This window comes from Streptomyces corchorusii, assembly GCF_001514055.1.
In the GTDB taxonomy this organism is placed as follows: domain Bacteria; phylum Actinomycetota; class Actinomycetes; order Streptomycetales; family Streptomycetaceae; genus Streptomyces; species Streptomyces olivaceoviridis.
This window is the reverse complement of sequence record NZ_KQ948351.1, coordinates 882,231-899,350: the sequence shown is the minus strand read 5'-3', so window position 1 is coordinate 899,350 and position 17,120 is coordinate 882,231. Positions and strand designations below refer to the sequence as shown.

Annotated in this window: 11 protein-coding genes, 1 other RNA gene and 1 pseudogene; 5 read left to right on the top strand and 8 right to left on the bottom strand. The window is 68.4% G+C overall.

From position 1 onward, the window contains the following. Positions 1–66: 66 nt before the first annotated feature. On the bottom strand, positions 67–1,056 hold the full coding sequence (locus AQJ11_RS04165; protein ID WP_059261871.1) for a helix-turn-helix transcriptional regulator: 990 nt from the start codon (positions 1,054–1,056) through the stop codon (positions 67–69). A gap of 93 nt (positions 1,057–1,149) precedes the next feature. Here AQJ11_RS04165 and AQJ11_RS04160 point away from each other — a divergent pair, with 93 nt between their 5' ends. Further along, on the top strand, positions 1,150–1,563 hold the full coding sequence (locus tag AQJ11_RS04160) for a VOC family protein (RefSeq protein WP_059261870.1): 414 nt from the start codon (positions 1,150–1,152) through the stop codon (positions 1,561–1,563). A 355-nt stretch (positions 1,564–1,918) separates the two neighbouring features. Here AQJ11_RS04160 and AQJ11_RS45320 read toward each other — a convergent pair whose 3' ends face one another. Both AQJ11_RS45320 and pglX read right to left on the bottom strand, forming a co-directional pair. Continuing rightward, positions 1,919–4,993, bottom strand: a complete 3,075-nt coding sequence (locus AQJ11_RS45320) for an AAA domain-containing protein (protein ID WP_059261869.1) — start codon at positions 4,991–4,993, stop codon at positions 1,919–1,921. Between the two features lie 108 nt (positions 4,994–5,101). Further along, positions 5,102–8,755 carry a BREX-2 system adenine-specific DNA-methyltransferase PglX gene (pglX, locus tag AQJ11_RS04150; RefSeq protein WP_208616428.1) on the bottom strand — a complete coding sequence of 1,218 codons (3,654 nt, stop codon included), beginning with the start codon at positions 8,753–8,755 and terminating at the stop codon, positions 5,102–5,104. Between the two features lie 141 nt (positions 8,756–8,896). Between pglX and AQJ11_RS04145 the strand changes: the two genes are divergently transcribed. After that, a complete protein-coding gene (locus AQJ11_RS04145; protein WP_059261867.1) occupies positions 8,897–10,306 on the top strand; it encodes an AAA family ATPase in 1,410 nt (469 codons plus the stop codon). Between the two features lie 77 nt (positions 10,307–10,383). Beyond that, positions 10,384–10,938 (top strand): hypothetical protein, encoded by a 555-nt coding sequence (locus tag AQJ11_RS04140; RefSeq protein WP_244218087.1) that lies wholly within the window; start codon positions 10,384–10,386, stop codon positions 10,936–10,938. A 369-nt stretch (positions 10,939–11,307) separates the two neighbouring features. On the opposite strand, the gene AQJ11_RS49695 is transcribed toward AQJ11_RS04140, so the two are convergent. The 5 genes and pseudogenes from AQJ11_RS49695 to AQJ11_RS04115 form a co-directional block, all read right to left on the bottom strand. Then, on the bottom strand, positions 11,308–11,484 hold the full coding sequence (locus tag AQJ11_RS49695; protein ID WP_167360846.1) for a hypothetical protein: 177 nt from the start codon (positions 11,482–11,484) through the stop codon (positions 11,308–11,310). 337 nt (positions 11,485–11,821) lie between these two features. Beyond that, positions 11,822–12,234, bottom strand: an RNA gene (gene rnpB, locus AQJ11_RS04130) — RNase P RNA component class A. 115 nt (positions 12,235–12,349) lie between these two features. Next, a pseudogene (locus AQJ11_RS52595) lies at positions 12,350–13,066 on the bottom strand (DMT family transporter); the annotation flags it as partial. A 59-nt stretch (positions 13,067–13,125) separates the two neighbouring features. Next, positions 13,126–13,974 carry an AraC family transcriptional regulator gene (locus tag AQJ11_RS04120; RefSeq protein ID WP_059261863.1) on the bottom strand — a complete coding sequence of 283 codons (849 nt, stop codon included), beginning with the start codon at positions 13,972–13,974 and terminating at the stop codon, positions 13,126–13,128. 108 nt (positions 13,975–14,082) lie between these two features. Continuing rightward, positions 14,083–15,516, bottom strand: a complete 1,434-nt coding sequence (locus AQJ11_RS04115; protein WP_059261862.1) for an RNB domain-containing ribonuclease — start codon at positions 15,514–15,516, stop codon at positions 14,083–14,085. A gap of 74 nt (positions 15,517–15,590) precedes the next feature. Here AQJ11_RS04115 and yaaA point away from each other — a divergent pair, with 74 nt between their 5' ends. After that, entirely contained in the window at positions 15,591–16,373 is a 783-nt protein-coding gene (gene yaaA, locus AQJ11_RS04110) for a peroxide stress protein YaaA (protein WP_059261861.1), read from the top strand. A gap of 71 nt (positions 16,374–16,444) precedes the next feature. Beyond that, complete coding sequence (gene eda, locus AQJ11_RS04105) at positions 16,445–17,107, top strand: bifunctional 4-hydroxy-2-oxoglutarate aldolase/2-dehydro-3-deoxy-phosphogluconate aldolase (protein ID WP_059261860.1); 663 nt, start codon at positions 16,445–16,447, stop codon at positions 17,105–17,107. Positions 17,108–17,120: the final 13 nt, after the last annotated feature.

The window sequence follows — 17,120 nt, the reverse complement described above, 5'->3', positions numbered from 1 at the left end:
CGAAGGCACCGTCGACCTCGACGAGGACTTCTAGCCGGGCCATCTCATGGCATGGGTTCCTCGCTGTCAGGCTCGGCGGGCACAGGACGTGAGGCGATCGGCGAGCCCGATGACGAGGTCGCGGAGTTCGTCGGGGCGCTCGATGACGAACGGCCGGCCGAGTGAGGCGAGTACCGGAGGCAACCAGTCGAGCCGCTCCACCCGCAGCTCGACGCGCAGCCAGCGCTCGGTCGCCCGGTCCTCGCCGGCCGCGGGCTCGTGCTCCTCCAGGCTGGCGACGCTGGCGGGAAGGTGGGCGCGGATCTGCTCGACTGTCCCGTGGATCCGCAAGGTCACCTCATGCCGGTACCCGGCCGTGGCGAATCCTGACAACACGCGCTGTGCGGGAGCGGGACCCGCGGGCGCTTCGAACGAGCCGGGCAGGGTCCGCGCGTCCGCGATGTGATCGAGCCGGAAGGTCCGGTCCTCGCCGATCCGGGCGTCCTTCCCCGTGACGTACCACCGGCCCGCATGGGCGACGATCCCGTACGCGTGCAGCGTGCGCTCGCTGGGCCGTCCGTCGCGGTCGGTGTAGCGGATCGAGACCGGTCGGCGGTGGCGCACCGCATCGGCGACGGTGAGCAGGACCCCGGCGTCCGGGGTGTCGAACTCGCCGGGCTGATCCGTGAAGGCGAGAGCTTCCAGGAGTGTGTCGAGCCGGCGGGCGATGTGCTTGGGCAGCACCCGCCGGATCTTCGCCGACGCCGTCTCGTTCGCCGTGCGCTCCGTCGTCGTCAGCCCTGCCCGGCGACCGGCGACCAGGCCGAGCAGCACGGCCAGCGCCTCGTCGTCGCTGAGCATGAGCGGAGGCAAGCGGTACCCGGGAGCCAGCCGGTACCCGCCGTAGCGCCCGCGCACCGACTCCACGGGCACGTCCAGGTCGATCAGCTGGTCCACATACCGCCGCACAGTGCGTCCTTCGACGCCGAGACGGTCGGCGAGCTCGGCCACAGTCCGGGTGCCGCCCGATTGCAGCAGCTCCAGGAGGGTCAGCACGCGGCCGGTGGGTCGAGGCATGTTCGCAGCCTAACGCCAATACAGGACCGATTCTGTCCGCTATTTCTCCTAGCCTGCGACGCGTACGCCTCCAGCACAGCCAAGGAGATTCCCATGGACTTCGTCTCGATCCGCATCATCACCGGCGACGTAGCGCGCCTCGTCGAGTTCTACGAGCGCGCCACAGGGGCGCGGGCGACGTGGGCCAACGAAGACTTCGCCGAACTCAGGACCGCGGGCGCCACCCTCGCGATCGGCAGCACCCGCACCGTCCCGCTGTTCGCCCCGGGCTCTGCCCGCCCGGCGGACAACCACAGCGTGATCACCGAGTTCCTCGTCGACGACGTGGACAGCGTTTACGACAACCTGACCGGCTTCGTCACCGACTTCGTCACCAAGCCCACCACGATGCCCTGGGGCAACCGTTCGCTGCTGTTCCGTGACCCCGACGGCAACCTGGTCAACTTCTTCACCCCCGTCACCCCCGCGGCCATCGAAAGGTTCGCAGGCGCTGCGGCGGCACGCTGACGACCTACGCCCGCGACCGTTCACCGCATCCTGGTGAGGCGAGGACTCAACCGCCTCCGGGACCTCCACCCACCGACCGGCGAGCAGCGGCAGACGAGTCGGGCTGTACGCGCAGTACAGTGCACGATCCGTCAATACGCGCCCTGGCCTGCGCAGACTCATTGCGCGCTCCAGACCCGTACACAACGCTGAACCACTGGGTCGATGCGTAGGGTTCACCCGAGCCAAAGGTGACCCGCTGATTGACGACGGGAACACGCTCGGCGGCAGCCGCTGCTGCAACGTTGCCTGCGACACGCACCAGTAACTGGACCGAGCCAGAAGCTGTCGACTGCAGTCCCCCTTGTCGTAACAATCAATGCTTGGGACGCAGCCATCGCTGAAGCTTGTCCCGGGAGGTTCTGCCCGCGTCTACGTACCAGAGCTTGTTGTCTTCATCCCAACTGGCATTGAGCTGCGACTTGGCCTCGTCCTTGTACCGGTAGGGGACGTTCAGATACAGACGGCCCCAGACCACAGCTCCAACCTCCACTCCCTCTTCCTTGCCAGGATTCTTGCCGCCGCCGGGGCCCTCTTTCCTCGTGCGCCGTGATTCGTTCCGTGGCTGGTAGACCGACCTCTCCATACGCGCCTGTTCCATCACCTTCCGCGCCTGAGCGCACGACTCAGGATCTTCAAGTCTCATCATCAGGTCGGTCGGACCCATAGCCGCCAGCAAGTTGAGAGAGCCGTGCCAGAGCACGGTGTCGTCCACCATGAAGACCTTCTCGTGCATGCGCTCACGATAAGTGACCGTGCATCCATAGGACTTAAGCTGGTCGATAAGGCTCTGGTGCCGTTCTGCCCTCGACGGGTCTCGCTGCTCCTGTGGGGAGCGGGTGTGGATCACGATCTCGACGCCCGCTGCGGCTCGCTCAGCGAAGGGCTTCGCCCACTGGCGTACCCGAGTAGGCGACAGCAGAAAGGTGTATATGTCGATGCGGGTTGCGGCTCGCTCGATGTCCCAGCGCACGGCGCGGTCCACCTGGTCGGCGGGGAAGAAGGCCGGACGAGTCAGCTCTTCCTGGGGCAGTTTGGCGAGGTCTGCCGCGCTTCTGATCGGGATCAACTGATCCACGGAGAGGGTCTGGGCGTGCGCCTCCAAGTGGTCGAGCATCACCCGCGCCTCGCTGCGCGCAGGTAGCTTCAAGCGCAGAAACTCCACGTCGGCAATCACGACCAGGTGGTCTTGCGCGCGGCTCAGAGCAACGTTCAGGAGTCGGCACGTCTGCGAGTCGAGTCCCGTCTCCTCGTAGAACCGTCCGAGGCGGTCCCCGGAACCGGCCGCGGTGTCCAGCACCACCACTGGTCGCTGGCTGCCTTGGAAGCGGTGCACAGTAGCGACCAGGCCCTCGTGCTCGGCTCCGAAGCGTTCGGTGAGGGTCTGCCCGAGGGCCTTGACCTGGTCTTTGTAGGGGGTGATCACCGCGAGACGGTCCGCCGCCCGTTCACCCGGTGGGACGTTCTGCCATTTCCTGCCGGGCAGCACGCCGTCGTACTGGAGTCCTCGTACGAGTTCGTGCACGACTGCGGTGTGCACGGGATTGCTGAGGTGGCTGGGGCCGGGAACTCGGTGTCGTGAGGTATCGATCATCATGATCGGCGCATCGACGAGGGTGTTGAACGGGATGCGGCTGGTGTCGTCCCGGCCGGTGGTCAGCGGGGCGTCGGGATAGGCCACCGCGTTCACGAGGGCACAGATCGACGGCCTCATGCGGTACTGGGTGTTGAGTGCGACGAGCCGAGGCTGCTGGAGGACGGTCCCCGCGGGGCTGACCAACCCGGCGGCGCGGAAGGCGTCCGTGGCCGACCAGCGGCGGGCGTGGGCCCTGTCGTCCGGAGTCGCGGCTCGGTCCTCGACCGCCTTGGTGATTGCTGGCAGTTGCCGGAAGTCCCCGGCAACGACGACACGTTTGCCGGCCAGCCCGCCCACGTACCAGGCGGACGGCAGATCGACCATGCCCGCTTCGTCGATCACTACGACATCAGTGCGCTGAAGTAGGGGACGGGACTGGACTGCCTTGGCCACGGTGGTTCCCAGAACCCGGCAGTTCCTGCGAACGGCGTCCGTGATGCGGCGCAGCTCCGCCTCGGCCGCGTCGATGCTCTGCTGCACGGCGTCGGCCTGCTTCACCAGGTCCGGGCGGGGTGGCAATCCGGTGAGTCCAGGGGTGAGCTGTGTGATGTCCGCCCTGATGCGGGTGATGTCGGCGAGAGCCTTGCGCTGTGCGGCCTCTGCCGCGTTCTCAGCGCGCTTCGCCTCGGAAACCTGCTGTCCGGCCGCCTGGAAGTCCGAGAGGGCGGCATCGAGCTTGGCCTGCTTCCGCTCGGCACGCCAGCCTGTCGGTTGACCCATGTCCTTGATGCGAAGTGCGAGTTGCCCAGCCGCGATCTGCGCTTGATCGAATGCCTGACGAGCGCTATGGGCAGCTTTGCCTGCCCTCTCATAAGCCGTACGGGCGGTGGCGAGACCCTCCTCCAGACCCCGTATCCGGTCGTAGAGCGCGATACCTGCACGGACGGCAGTCAGCGTGGCGTTCCATTCCGTCAGCTGGCTCTGCAACTGCTCGGAAAGGCGGGCGGCTATGCGCTCCGGTTCTACGTACTCGCCGTATCGGTCCCGCAGCGACTCGACGTCGACATCTCCGGCTCGCTGCACCAGACCGGCGCCAAAACCGTTCTCCCCGGCCAACAGGTCACAGATCCGCTCAAGCGCCTGGTCGACCGCGACCTTCGTCGGGGCGAGGAAGAGGACGTTGAGTCCCTGCCTGCAGCTGCCTTCGACAATGTGGGCGATCACATCCGTCTTGCCGGTTCCAGGCGGCCCCCACAGAAAGGTGATCTCGCTGGCGAGGGCCTGCTCCACGGCCTGACGTTGACGCGAATTGAGCTTGAGCGAAGGCCAGTTGGCCACCCAGCGACCGGGATCGGCATCATGCGCGACCTTCGGACTGCCCAGTCCGATCATCCAGCCGGCGCTCTCCAGTCGCACCGGGTGGTCCTCCTCGCCGACCGTGGCCAGCCGTTCCGCCAGGACCCGCCACGTAGCAGAGTCATCGACTCTGAGCTGTACCTGAGCCGGATTCGGACCCAGATCTGCCTCAGTGACGACTCGGATCTTCTGCTCCGAAAGCGGTGCGGCTTCGGCCGGCGCCCAGCTGCCTCGCGACCGAGAGGCACGGATCAGCAGGGGCTTTCCGTTCAAGGCGTCGGGCCAGCGCTTGCACTCGAATTCGTATTCGTAACCCTCACCCGCCCCAGATGTCCTGCGCCCCTCGCGCAGGGACGCCTTCGGGCCGTTGCCACCGTCGCTGCGCAGCTCCGCCGCGACTTCCAGCCGAGCCGCACGCATCAACTCGGCAACCAGATGGTGCCGTTCGGCCCCCGTCATCCCGTGGTCCCCCGTTCCCGTCGGCCAGTACAAGGCATGGCCACCCGGCGCGACCTTATGCCGTCACGGAAGGTGAGGGTGCTGATCCGGCCAGGCGCGCACAGGGCATCAGGGGTGCTTGGGCGCGGAGCGACGCGGCCGCCAGGAAGTCAAGTCGTGTGTGGTTAGTCCATACACACTGAGCAGGTCTTCGAAGTGGCGCTGGAACACCTCAAATTGCCCGAGCCTGCCCATTGAATACTCCTGAATCTCCCATCGGCGCATGGAACGGAGCAGTTCCTGTACTCCGGCCAGGAGAGAGGTAATCCGGTACACACTCGGATTTGGTTGCCGACCAACGGCACCGACCAGATCCAGCAGAACGCGAACACGATCGGTTTCGTTCCAGCCGGACCAACCGAGCAGCAGGCAGCCCCCTTCGTCAACAACGTCAGCGTAGGAGATGAAGCGTTCCCGGGGAATGTCCAGCCTGCCTCGGATCGACCAGTAGGACGCGCGCTGGAAATCGGCGCTCACGTACTTGGGCGGAGCAGGGATCCCCAACGCCTCGCCCGTCTCGTCCTCGCGGCGCTGAAGCTCCCACACCCGCTCCCACTGCGCGCGCTTACGCAGTCCCGACTCCTTGTACCTCAACGCTGCCGCATACGGGACCTGCTCACCGTCCAAAATCGCGGCCAGCACATCTGCGAGCGTGCCCTCCCGCCGCCCCAGGTGGTCGGCCGCGTAGAGCGCGGCTGCGGAACGGACCCTGGCATCGTCACCGAGTTCCCGTGCCAGTTGCCCGATCGTCCGGGGACGTGGACGCCTGTCGCCGTTCTTCTCCTCGAACCACAGTCGTTCGTCCTCGCAACGGTCGAGCAGCCACGTGCGCAGCGCTCGCTCTTCGCTCTTCTCCCAGGGCTCCGTCGCCCATCGCCGCTTGTACTCAGCGCGCTCGACGAGGGCGATCGCCTGACGGGACTCAATGGCATCGATCCTGGCCCGTACGACGTCCTGGTAGGCCGCCGGCCAATGGTTCGGGACGTCGGTGACCAGTGTGACTTCGTGTCTATCGAACCAGGACGGCCCTTCGAGCCAGGACGGCGAGGCCGTCCCTTCGGCGACCTTGCGTGCCCACACGATCTCGAATGCGCGCTCCCCTGGCCTCAGCGTGGGGAGTTCGCAATCCGGCGAAGTAATCAGACGAGCTCGCTCATCGGCCGACAGCAGTCCATACGAGGCGTAGACGTCCCAGTCCAGTTCCTCCTGAAGGGCGACCATCTCATGGCGGGTCCGTGCGTATGCGGCTCTTGCGGCATTCAGAGCCTTCCGGCTGGGCGGGCGCCGATCCGTAAAGACGGTGCTGGGCTGCTGAGCGTCAAGAAGCCTGGCCAGTCTGGTCAGTTCCCGTGAGCGAGCTCGGGGGGCGTCGGAGGGAAGCGGAAGCTGGAGAAGAGACTTCGCCGTAAAGCTGTACGTACGTGCCCATTCCTTGCCCGCCGAGGAGAGGGTCACCCCGGCGTTCCCCTTGTCGGGGCTGGTCTGCTTGAGCCAGAAACATGCCGTGGACGAGTTGAGGACTCCGAGCAGACCGACGTACGTGTCCTCGCTCGCGTCGGCCGGCAGTCGCAGTACGGGGGCCGTCCTGCTGAACGCCTCAGCGTCGTCTGCCTGCGCGAAGTGATTGTGCGAGGCCACTGCGGCAAACGTGATCACCGGGCCCTGATGGCGCTCGGGGAGCCGGCGTCGCCAGGTCCACCAGGGCCGGGTCTGCGAGGATTCCCGCCGCCCGGAGGCCGTGCGGAGGACCTGTCGCATCGTCCAGAGGTGGCGCCCCCACGAGCTGCTGAGGTTCAGGGGAAGCGGTGAACCGTTCCCGTCGTAGGGTGCCAGGACTTCCGTTGCTGCTTCAGCACGCCAGTCCCGCACGACTTCCCCCGTGACAAGGCCGAGGCCCAGCCCGGACGCGTCGGCGTGTCGGTCGAACCACGGGCGGCCGAGCTCGAAGACGTCTAGCTCCCCCGGGGCGGAGCCCGCTCCGACCGGCCCGGAAAGTACGTCGGTCAACCGCCGAGGCGATCTCGAGAGCCGGTCCATGAGAGCCGCTGCTCCGCCGCCCACCATAGGCCACGGGAAGCGGCTGAAACGGTGGCGGGGTTCATCCTCGACGCTCACCCATTCTGAGCTACTGCCGGGCCGGTCGATCTGGGCGAGGATCGACTGCCACACGATCCCCTGGTCCGCTTGAGCCGGTTGCTCCGGCTCCGTGGGCTCGCCGTGCACACTGAACAGCGCCCGCACTGGAGCATCACGCATGGTCGAGTCATTGCGACCGACAAGAATCAGGGTCGGTGTCCCATGGCCCGGCACATAAGCGCCCGAGGTGTCGATGACATGCGTCAGTCCGACGCGGGGCAGGAAATCTTCGATCAGTTTTTCACCGAAGCCCCGCTTCGTGAAGGAACTGGACGTGTACTGCCCGACATACCCGCCGGGCGTCACTTCGTTTTTGCTCACCGCCAGCCGGAACATGCGCTCCACGAATAGGAGAGAAAGCGGAAATACTCCAACGGCAACATCATAGGCTCCCCTGTAAGCGGCTCTTCTCATCTCGTCATACACGAAAATATATGGAGGCTCCCCCACCACGACATGGTAGGAATTCACTCCGAGAAGGTTACAGGAGGCCGAGAATTCAGCAACATCTCCGGTCGTGTGGAGCAGCTCGCGGGGCGCGCCACGGCCTTCCAATAGAGCGTCCCCCGCCGCGACGTTGACCTCCCACCCCGGCACCTGCCTCAGCAGTCGTCGTCGACCACTCGCCTGCACAGCGGCCATCAGCAGCCTGAACCTCGTGATGTTCACGGCGAACGGATTCACATCGCAGCCATGGACCGAATTCAGGGCACGGCGGATCAGCTCATCGTCCGTGGTACCGGGCTCAACCGTCCGCCAGGCGTTCAGCAGCCGTCCGAAGAGTCCGAGGAGGAACACTCCCGAGCCGCAAGCCGGGTCGATGGATCGAAAGCCCTTGAGGCCGAAACTCGCGATAGCCGGATCCGCGGTGAGGTCCAGAATGAATTCCTCGATGAATTCAGGAGTCTGGACGAGCGCGTAGGCCTGCCGCGCCCCCTCGCTGATGTCCTGGTACAGGTCCCCGAGGAAGCGGGTGTCGAGTTGCGGGTCGGTGAAGTCAAATCGGAGAGAACCGTCTTCGTCTCGCTGCCGCCAGAATACGACCAAGCCGGTCGCCGCCCGCGGAGAAGGTGGCAGCTGCCAGAGGGGACTGTGCTCGCGGTCGAAAATGCGGTCCATCACAGGGTGGGACCACGCCAGGTGCGTGACGGCCTCGACCAGCCAGTCCCGGTCCTGAGCCTCCTCGTGCTGCGCCAGGTACGTGCGCTGCCGTTCCTCCGCCTCTGCCAGGCGACCTCCCGGCCCTGCGATGAACGGCCTGGCGATCAAGTCGTTGTCCTCGCAGTAGCGTACGAAGACCGTGCCCAGTACCCAGGCCACCGCAACCTGCATGATGCGTTCGTCGCGCCAGGCGCCATACATAGCGGCCGTACGACCTTCGGCTCTCTCTTGCTCGTATGCGCCCCGCAGCCGGTCACGATACTGATCGACGTTGTCGCTGCGCTCGCGGAGATCCGTCTCCAGGATCCGTAGTTGCCGGCGCAGACCGGAAAGGAGCGCCTCTCTGTCCAGCGAGGGCGTCCCCGTATCGGCTCCGCGAGTCGGAGGCACAGCGGCGACCTCTCCTCCGTACATCGACGACTTCACGATCCACTGTCCTGTCGCACACATCCTGCCAGCTCTCGGGCTGACACCCCGGCTCCGTGCCCTGTCAGCGGCGCGACGCGACCGTCCGCAACCACCTGGCGCTCTATCATTCCTGTGCGCACCGGACCGCCGAGGGGACACATGCTGACACGACTCGAAGTCAGTGGATTCAAGAACCTGCTCGACCTCAACGTCGAGTTCGGTCCCTTTACCTGCATCGCAGGCGAGAACGGCACCGGAAAGTCAAACGTCTTCGACGCGATCCAGTTCCTGAGCCTGCTCACCGACCATTCCATGATCGAGGCCGCCCAGGCCGTCCGCGGGACCCATGGCGCACTGCACGGCGACGCGCGCGATCTGTTCTGGAACGGCTACTCGGACGGCGAACACCGCATGGAGTTCGCCGCAGAGATGATCGTCCCCAGTGAGGTCGAGGACGACTTCGGCCGCCTTGCCGAACCGACAGCCACTTTCCTCCGCTACGACCTTCACCTCGGGTACCAGCCGCCGCAGGGCGGGGAGCGAAGCGGCAGGCTGACCCTGCTCCGCGAGGACCTCAATCAGATCAGGTCGAGTGATGCTGCCTCGCATCTTCGGTTCTCGCCCGCCAGAGCCTTCCGAAGCAGCGTCGTCCGCGGTCGCAGGTCCGCGCCCTACATCTCCACGTCTCTTGAGACGGGCGACCCCGTCATCCTCGTTCACGCCGACGGCGGCCGAAAAGGGAAGCCGCGGCCGGCACCCGGGAGACGAGCAGCCAAGACCCTGCTCTCCTCGATCAATCTGAACGACGATCCGACCATCCTGGCGGCCCGGCGGGAAATGCAGTCGTGGCGACGGCTTGCCCTCGAACCCTCCGCCCTGCGTACCTCCGACAACTACCGGGACCCCAGCGAAATGCAGCCTGACGGCCTGCACCTGCCACGCAGCCTGGACCGGATCGCGCGGGAGAGGTTTCCGGACGACCCGGCCCGCGTCTACTCCAGGGTCGCGGGGCGCCTGTCAGATCTGTCCGGACTGCACGTCAAGACGCTGCACGTCGAAGCAGACGACACGCGCGAGCTGCTGACCATCAAGCTCCACGAGATCGACGGCATGGTGCTCCCTGCGCGCAGCCTGTCGGAGGGAACCCTGCGCTTCCTGGCGCTGTGTGTCCTCCTCGAGGATCCGCAGGCGCACGGTCTGCTGTGTATGGAGGAGCCGGAGAACGGCATTCATCCGGCCAACCTCTCCGCCATGGTGGAGCTGGTACGCGATCTGGCAGTGGATCCTTCCGTACCGGTGGACGAGGACAACCCCTTCCGGCAAGTCCTGATCAACACTCACTCCCCGGGTGTTGTACAGCTCGTGGACGCGACCGATCTACTGATCGCCGACACCGCGAGCATCCCCCAGGGCACGGGCAAGGCGGCACGTGGCCTGCGGTTGCGCCCGCTCGCCGGCACTTGGCGGGCCAGCGGCGCAGAGAAGGGCTACGGCACCAAGGCCGACATCCTCGCGTACCTCACGTCTCCTCCGGGGGCCCGGCTGACCCTCGCGGAGAGTGCCTCGTGACTGTTCGAGCTCTGTACCTCTGTGAGGGGTCCAGCGACACTGGCCTGAGCGATCACATCAAGGAGATCGGGGCGGAGATGGGTCGCGAGATTCTTGTGACGCCTCCCGATCTGGACCGGCTACCGGACAAGCCGGGCCACTCGGTCAGGGACAAGCTGCGCGCCGCACAGCGGCTCAGCGATGAGTGGCAGGTGTACGACCTCGTCATCATCCACCGCGACTCCGACGGCAATCCGCCGGAGCGGCGGCGCACTGAGATCGCGGAAGCAGTCACTGAGGTGTGCCCTGGCCTGGTGCACGTGCCTGTGATCCCGGTACGGATGCTGGAGGCGTGGCTGCTTCTGAACCAGCAGGCGATCCGTGAAGTAGCGGGAAACCCCAACGGCAAGGTGGCACTCGACCTCCCCAAGGCAACGCGGGCCGAGTCGGTGCCAGACCCCAAGGCACTCCTCAAGCAGGCGATCGCCACGGCCAGCGAGGACAGGGGGCGCCGCCTGGAGAAGCTCCAAAAGCGCTTCCCGGAGAATCGAGCGCGACTGCTGCAGATGCTGGATCGTGCAGGACCGGTCCAGCAGCTCGCGTCCTGGCAGGCATTCACGCAGGACCTCCGTGAAGCGCTGAACAGCCTCTGAGGTATCCACAACCCCCGAGTTATCCACCAAGATCAATGCGCCGTGCCGGCAGGGTGTTTTGCTACGCACATGACAGGAAGCTCGCAACACCTCCGAGAAAACGATCCACTGTCCGCCGTCCCTTCGCGCTCCACTGAATGCATGACGCCGGTGAGCAGTACGACCAGCACGCCGCCGCAGTTCGGACTCCGCTGCGGCGGAATGCACTTGGTCATACGACGGATACCCACGTGGCTCGTCACAACTGTCACCACAGCCACGGGAGCCGGGGCAGCCTGGTGGACAAGCCGTTGAACGTACTGGCCAGAAGCAATCAAGCGTGACCATCAAGCCAGCTCATCGCAAGATCACGCCGAACGGAATCGCTTTTCAGGATCCCTGCCGCGTCGCCGGCGTGAACCCAGGATCGGTCAACAGCGAGATCTCGTAGCCGCCTTCGCCCGAGATGAGCGAGTCGCTGTCCCAGTGCAACTCAATCTCGTCCAAGCCCTTGTTCCGAACGAGCCAGTCGTAGTTCTTCAGCGCGATGATCGTCTCTTCGGTCATGGGCCCGAGGCTACTGGGCACGGCAAGACGCTGCTGGCGTTCGCCCGGAACTGGGAGCCTGCAACCGCCGCCTTCGGGCCCATACTGCAACGGACGCCGCTTCCCACCTCACGCCACCATCCCAGAGACCCACACCAAGATCGACGTAACTATGATCTGGCCCAGGTCAGAGGCGTCCCCCGCCCCTCCGCTCCAGGGACTTTTCAGGGACTTTCAGTGCTGTCTGAGGGACTTCAGAGGGACTTTCCGCTGCGTAACGCGGCAAGCCCCCGAAAGACCGGAAAGGGCCTCCGACGCAGGTCAGAGGCCCTTTCCAAGGCAAAGCCGCAGGTAGGGGCAGACGAGTCGGGCTGTACGCCGGGTTCTGTTCCCCGGTGTCCTCGCGGACGCCGGGGCGACGGCCATCCATCTAGGGCCGGCGTTGCCGCCGGCCTCGTGCGGTCTACCCGCGGACTCGGGCGGGCCGCCCTCGATCGTCCGCGCAGGGACGCCCTTCTTGCGAAAGGCGGCCCCTCTTGACCTTGCTCCGGGTGGGGTTTACCTAGCTGCCCAGGTCACCCTGGGCACTGGTGGTCTCTTACACCACCGTTTCACCCTTACCAGGGGCCGGAGCCCCGGGCGGTCTGCTTTCTGTGGCACTGTCCCGCGGGTCACCCCGGGTGGCCGTTAGCCACCACCCTGCCCTGTGGAGCCCGGACGTTCCTCGGGAAGCCCCCTAGGGGGACTCCACGCGGCCGTCCGCCCGGCTCGTCTGCCGTGACGACCATGGTACCGGGCGCGTGCCGCGTCGCGGACCCGCGGCCGTCGCGAGGACCGAGCCGGCCAGGATGAGGGCGAAGGCGGCCAGCACCGGAAGGGTCAGCGGTTCGTCCAGGAACAGGGCGCCCGCCGCCACCGCCACCGCCGGGTTGACGTAGGTGATCACCGTGGCCCGGGTGGGGCCGGCCTCCTTGATCAGTTCCAGGAACGCCACGAACGCCACCGCGGTGCAGATCACGCCCAGTCCGGCGAGCGCGGCCAGGACGGTGGGCGAGGGCAGGGCGGCCGGGCGGGTGAGGGCCGCCGCGGGGGCGTAGACCAGGGCGGCCAGGGTGAGGCACGCGGCCGTCAGATGGAGCGACGGGACCTCCTTGAGGCGGCGGGCGGCGATCAGGGGCGCCGTGGCGTAGCCGAGGACCGTCACCAGGACCTCCGCCAGGGAGCGGGCGTCGCCGCCGGTGAGGTGCGGGAGGGTGAGGACCGCCACCCCCGCCAGGCCCAGGGTCAGGCCCGAGACCCGGCGGACGCCGAGGTGTTCGGTGTCGCCGAGGAACCGGGCCAGGACCACGCCGACGATCGGTACGCCCGCGATCAGCAGGCCCGCCGTCGAGCTGGACAGCTGCCGTTCGGCGTCGGTCAGGGTGAACCAGGGAATCATGATCTCCAGGACCGCGAAGGCCAGCATGGGGCGCCAGTGGCGTCGTATCGCGTCCCCGAAGCCGCCCTGGCGGAGGGCGAACGGGAGCAGCAGGGCCGCGCCGAGCGCGCAGCGCGTGAACACCACCACCGGCGGGGACACCGCGTCCACCGCCACCTTGATCATCAGATAGGGGATGCCCCAGACCACTCCCATCAGGGAGAACAGGAACCAGCCGCGTGCAGTCATGCGGCCGAGTGTCGGCCTCCCGGTCCGGGGCTGTCTTGAACGCTGTTGCGGTAGGCCGCCGGGGTCACCCCGAGCACCCGGCGGAACCAGCGGGTCAGGTGGGCCTGGTCGGCGAAGCCGACGTGGGCGGCCACTTCGGCGGGGCGCAGGCCGTTCTCCAGCAGGACCCGCGCCTTGGTGACCCGGTGCTGGGCGAGCCAGGCGTAGGGGGGTATGCCCATCGTCGTACGGAAGGCGCGCAGGAGCTGGTAGCGGGACAGGCCGAGGTCGGTGGCGAGCAGGGCCAGGGAGGGCGGGTCGGTGAGTTCGTCGGCGAGGCGGTCGCGGACCGTGCGGGCTATGGCGTCGGCGCCGGGGACGCGGTCGGCGAGCGGGCGGGCCGTGGAGTGGCGTCGGGCCAGGGCCGTGAGCACCCAGGGCAGGACGGACTCGGCCTCCAGCGGGTCGGGGCAGGTGCTCAGTCGCGTGTGGGCGGTGCGCAGGGCCTCGGCCAGCGCCGGGTCGTCGACGAGGGGTTCGCGGAAGTGCGGCAGGCCGCCGAGGGTGCCGTCGGCCAGCAGGGACGGCTCGGCGTACAGGGCGCGGTAGGCGTAGCCGTCGGTGGGGTTGCCGGGGCCGCCGGTGTGCATCTCGCCGGGTTCGAGGACGACGATCGTGCCGGGGCCGGTGCGGATGCGGCCGCCCCGGTAGTCGATGATCTCCGAGCCGCCGACGCAGACGCCGATCGTGTACTCGTCGTGGGCGTGCGGGGCGTAGACGTGCCGGCGGAAGCTCGCGGTGAGCAGGTCGAGCGGGGGTCCGCAGCGGCCCAGCCGGGCCCGTGTCCAGCGCGCCTGTTCCCCCATCGGACCGTCCTCCCGCGGCTTCCGCCACGGCGCCCGTCGTGCGCCGTGGCCCCTGTTGTCGCGTACAGCGCCGGAAGCCGCCATTCCATGCCGCGTTCGTCCAGGCGCTCAGGCCACGGTGAAGAGGATCTTCGACGTGCCCGGGTCGGCGCGGGTGAGCCGGACGCGCAGGCGTTCGCCGAGCGGCAGGTCGGTGCCCTCGACGCGTCCGATGACCGCCGGGGACAGCACCTGGACGGTGCCCACGTTCGGCCGGTGCTCGTCGACGTCCACGACACAGCCGTCGAAGACGTCCCCGATCCGGTCCTTGAGCAGGGCCGCCTCCACGATGTCGACGCACTCCCGCTCGACCGTGCCCGCGCGCCGGGAGCCGTCGGCCATCCGCCGGGGCAGCGCGTCCAGCGCGGCGAACACCCAGTCGGGCGGGTCCTGGCCGGCGACGGCGGCGAGGCAGATCTCCGAGGCGTACCGGTCGGCGAGGCGGCGCAGCGGGGCGGTGCAGTGCGCGTAGGCGGCGGCGACGGCCGCGTGCGTGGTGAGCCCGGGCAGCCGGCCGTCCTGGAAGACGGTGTAGCCGGCCCCGCGCAGCAGGGTGGTGCACTCCTGGAGGAAGGCCGCGTGGTGCGGGTCGTGCGGGTCCAGGGTGCGCAGCAGGGCCGCGTACGACACGTGGTGCGGCCAGTCGATGCGCAGGGCGGTGGCGGTACGGCGCAGCCGCGCGACGGCGCCGTCGGGGGCGGTGGGGAGGGTGCGCAGGATGCCGGCACCGTGGGCGAGCATCAGATCGGCGGCGGCCATGCCGGTGAGCAGGGAGAGCTGGGCGTTCCAGCGGTCGGCGGGCAGCGGGGCGCGGTAGCGCAGCGCGTAGGTGTGGTCCTGCTCGATGATCTCCTGCTCGGGCACGTCCAGGGAGATCCCGCCGCGCTCGGCCTCCAGGCGTTCCCGTGCCTCGCCGATCTCCTTGAGCAGCGCGACGGGTTCCTCGGCCGTCCCCTTGTCGATGTCCCGCTGCACGTGGGCGTAGTCGAGCTTGGCCCGGCTGCGGACCAGGGCCCGGCGCACGTCGACGGCGCGGGTACGGCCCTCCGCGTCCAGGTCGATCGTCCACAGCACGGCCGGCCGGGTGCGGCCGGGCAGCAGGCTGGCCGCGCCCTCGCTGAGCACGGTGGGGTGCAGCGGGACCCTCTCGTCCGGGAAGTACAGGGTGGTCACCCGCCGGTGCGCCTCCGCGTCCAGGGCTCCGCCGGGTGCGACGAAGGCGGCGACGTCGGCGATGGCGTACCGCACGCGGTAGCCGGTGCCCTGTCGGGACAGGTGGGTGGCCTGGTCGAGGTCCGTGGAGGTGGGCGGGTCCAGGGTGAAGAAGGGGATGTCGGTGGCGTCGTACACCGGCAGGGCCGGGTCCTTGGCCGCCTGCTCGGCCGCAGCGTGGACCTCCGGCGGGAAGTCCTCCGGTATGCCGAGTTCGGAACGGAGCGCGGCGAGCGCGGCCCGGAGGGGGGCTTCGGGAGCGCCGGTGACATGGATCTTGCGGCGGGGCATGGAGCGAGCGTAGGCCGAGGTGGCGGCGGAGTCACGCCGTACCCTGGCGCGGAGGTCTACGTGAGGAGTACGTGTTGCTGGTCCTGCTGCCGCCCTCGGAAGGCAAGGCGAACGCGGGCGAGGGTGCCCCGCTTCGGCTGGAGTCGCTGTCCCTGCCGGGGCTGACCCCCGCGCGGGAGGCCGTGCTCGGGGAGCTGGTCGAGCTGTGCTCCGCCGACGAGGAGAAGGCCCGCGAGGTGCTGGGGCTGAGCGAGGGGCTGCGCGGCGAGGTCGCGAAGAACGCCGGGCTGCGCACGGCCGGCGCCCGCCCGGCTGGGGAGGTCTACACCGGTGTCCTGTACGACGCCCTCGGCCTGGCCACGCTGGACGCGGCGGCGCGGCGCCGCGCGGCGGACTCGCTGCTGGTCTTCTCCGGGTTGTGGGGTGCCGTGCGGGTGACCGACCGGATTCCCTCCTACCGCTGCTCGATGGGCGTGAAGCTGCCGGGGCTGGGCGCGCTGGCCGGGCACTGGCGGGCGCCGATGGCCGAGGTGCTGCCGGAGGCGGCGGCCGGCGGCCTGGTCCTCGACCTGCGGTCCTCGGCGTACGCGGCGGCGTGGAGGCCGAAGGGCGAGGTGGCCGGGCGCACGGCGACGGTACGGGTGCTGCACGCGCCGACCCGGAAGGTCGTCAGCCACTTCAACAAGGCGACGAAGGGCCGGATCGTCCGCGGTCTGCTGACCGCCGGGGCCGCGCCGAGGGATCCCGCGGAGCTGGTGGAGGTGCTGCGGGAGCTGGGGTACGTCGTGGAGGCGGAGGCGCCCGGGAAGGCGGGCAAGGCGTGGGCGCTGGATGTGCTGGTGGACGAGATCCACTGAGGACACCGTAAGGCGTTGCATCATACGCAACGCTCATTGCGGAGGTTGGGGTACCTGGGCACGATGAGCGCATGACCTCGCCGCTGCCCCCGTTTCCGGCTGCCTCCGTGCTGGACCTCGCCCCCGTCGTGCCCGTGGTGGTGCTCACCGACGCCGCCGACGCCGTACCGCTGGCGCGGGCGCTGGTCGCGGGCGGACTGCCCGCCATCGAGGTGACCCTGCGGACCCCGGCCGCGCCCGCCGCGATCCGGGCCATCGCCGCCGAGGTCCCGGAGGCCGTGGTCGGGGCGGGCACGGTGATCACGCCGGAGCAGGTGGACGCCTGTACGGCGGACGGGGCGCGGTTCCTGGTCAGTCCCGGGTGGACGGAGGCGCTGCTGGAGGCGATGCGCGGGTCCGGGGTGCCGTTCCTGCCCGGGGTGTCGACCACCTCGGAGGTCGTCGCGCTGCTGGAGCGCGGGGTGCGGGAGATGAAGTTCTTCCCAGCGCAGGCGGCGGGCGGTACGGCGTATCTGAGCTCGCTGGCCGGGCCGTTGCCGCAGGCCCGGTTCTGTCCCACGGGCGGGATCGGGCCGAAGACCGCGCCGGAGTACCTGGCCCTTCCCAACGTCGGCTGTGTGGGCGGGAGCTGGATGGTCCCGGCGGATGCGGTGGCCGCGCGGGACTGGGGGCGGATCGAGGAACTGGCCCGTACGGCGGCCGGGTTGAGGCCCTCGGGCGGCTCGGGGGCGTAGCCGCCCGGGGGGC

What these genes read in the sequence shown, in the direction of transcription:
- AQJ11_RS04165 (WP_059261871.1), bottom strand. Translation starts at nt 1,056, where the DNA reads ATGCCTCGACCCACCGGCCGCGTGCTGACCCTCCTGGAGCTGCTGCAA.
- AQJ11_RS04160 (WP_059261870.1), top strand. Translation starts at nt 1,150, where the DNA reads ATGGACTTCGTCTCGATCCGCATCATCACCGGCGACGTAGCGCGCCTC.
- AQJ11_RS45320 (WP_059261869.1), bottom strand. Translation starts at nt 4,993, where the DNA reads ATGACGGGGGCCGAACGGCACCATCTGGTTGCCGAGTTGATGCGTGCG.
- AQJ11_RS04145 (WP_059261867.1), top strand. Translation starts at nt 8,897, where the DNA reads ATGCTGACACGACTCGAAGTCAGTGGATTCAAGAACCTGCTCGACCTC.
- AQJ11_RS04140 (WP_244218087.1), top strand. Translation starts at nt 10,384, where the DNA reads ATGGGTCGCGAGATTCTTGTGACGCCTCCCGATCTGGACCGGCTACCG.
- AQJ11_RS49695 (WP_167360846.1), bottom strand. Translation starts at nt 11,484, where the DNA reads ATGACCGAAGAGACGATCATCGCGCTGAAGAACTACGACTGGCTCGTT.
- AQJ11_RS04120 (WP_059261863.1), bottom strand. Translation starts at nt 13,974, where the DNA reads ATGGGGGAACAGGCGCGCTGGACACGGGCCCGGCTGGGCCGCTGCGGA.
- AQJ11_RS04115 (WP_059261862.1), bottom strand. Translation starts at nt 15,516, where the DNA reads ATGCCCCGCCGCAAGATCCATGTCACCGGCGCTCCCGAAGCCCCCCTC.
- eda (WP_059261860.1), top strand. Translation starts at nt 16,445, where the DNA reads ATGACCTCGCCGCTGCCCCCGTTTCCGGCTGCCTCCGTGCTGGACCTC.